Genomic DNA, 1,214 nt, shown 5'->3' with positions numbered 1-1,214 from the left:
GCGCCCTGCCGCCACGCACCCGTCCGCCCCGCGCCCCGCCCCCACGCACCCGTCCGCCCCGGGTCCGGCCGCCCCGCACCCGGCCGCCGGGGCGCCGCCCGGGCCCGGGGCGCTGCCCGTGGTCCCGCGCCAGCGCCAGACGGACCGCGGTCCCGGGCAGCGGGTCGGCGGCGGGGACATCGCCGCGCTGCGCTCGGTCGGCGAGCTGTTCCGCACCCTCGACCACGCCTACGGCGGCGGCCACGCCCGGCAGGCCCTCGTGCGGTATCTGGAGCACGAGGCCGAACCGATGCTCCGGGGCACCTACGGCGAGGCCACCGGAAGGCGGCTGTTCGCCGCGGTCGCCGACCTGACCCGGCTGGCCGGCTGGACCTCGTACGACATCGCCGCCCACGGCCTGGCCCAGCGGTACTTCGTCCAGGCGCTGCGGCTCGCCCAGGCCGCCGGGGACCGCGGGTACGGCGCCTATGTGCTGATCACGATGAGCCGCCAGGCTGTCTACCTCAAGCACGGCAGGGAGGCCGTCCAGCTCGCCCGCGTGGCCCAGCAGGGCGTCGGCTCGGCCGCCCCGCCCCTCGTCCAGGCGCTGCTGCACGCGGTCGAGGCGCGCGGGCACGGCGTGCTCGGCGAGGCGCGCTCCTGCACCGCCGCCCTGACCCGGGCCGAACACGCCCTGGAGACCGCACGCCCCGGCGACGAGGTGCCGCACTGGGCCCGCACCTTCGACGAGGCGCAGCTCGCCGACGAGCTGGGCCACTGCCACCGCGACCTCCAGCAGTACCGGGCCGCCGCCCAGCACGCCGAGCGGTCGCTCCAGCTGCGCGCACCGGCGTACGCCCGCAGCAGGCTGCTCTGCCGGGTGGTCCTCGCCTCGGCCCGGCTGGGCCTGGGCGAGCTGGACCAGGCCTGTCTGCTGGGCGCGGAGGCGGCCCAGCAGGCGGCCGAGATGCGCTCGGTGCGCGCCACGGAGTACGTACGCGCCTTCGAGCGCGGCCTGGAGCCCTACCGGGACGCGGTCGCCGTACGCGGCTACCGCGACCGGGTCGCCGCCCTCGGCTGAAGCTCCCGGCCGAAGCTCCCGGCCGGTGACTCGGACAGCGGGGGCGTCACGCCGCTCTCGGCAACCGCGGGCCCCCCTCGCGCAGGCCCGGGACGGCCAGGTCGGTGAGGATGGCCCCGGCCGCCCGGCGCCCCGACCGCAGCGCGCCCTGGAC

The 1,214-nt window shown here is 78.8% G+C and carries 1 protein-coding gene; it reads left to right on the top strand.

Annotated features, from left to right (window positions below):
- On the top strand, nt 1-1,060 hold a 1,060-nt coding region (locus CR470_RS38060), incomplete at its 5' end, for a regulator (protein WP_179892529.1).
- Nucleotides 1,061-1,214: the final 154 nt, after the last annotated feature.

The organism is Streptomyces sp. rh34, from assembly GCF_002551245.1.
Classification (GTDB): domain Bacteria; phylum Actinomycetota; class Actinomycetes; order Streptomycetales; family Streptomycetaceae; genus Streptomyces.
This window is presented reverse-complemented; position numbering and strand designations above follow the sequence as displayed.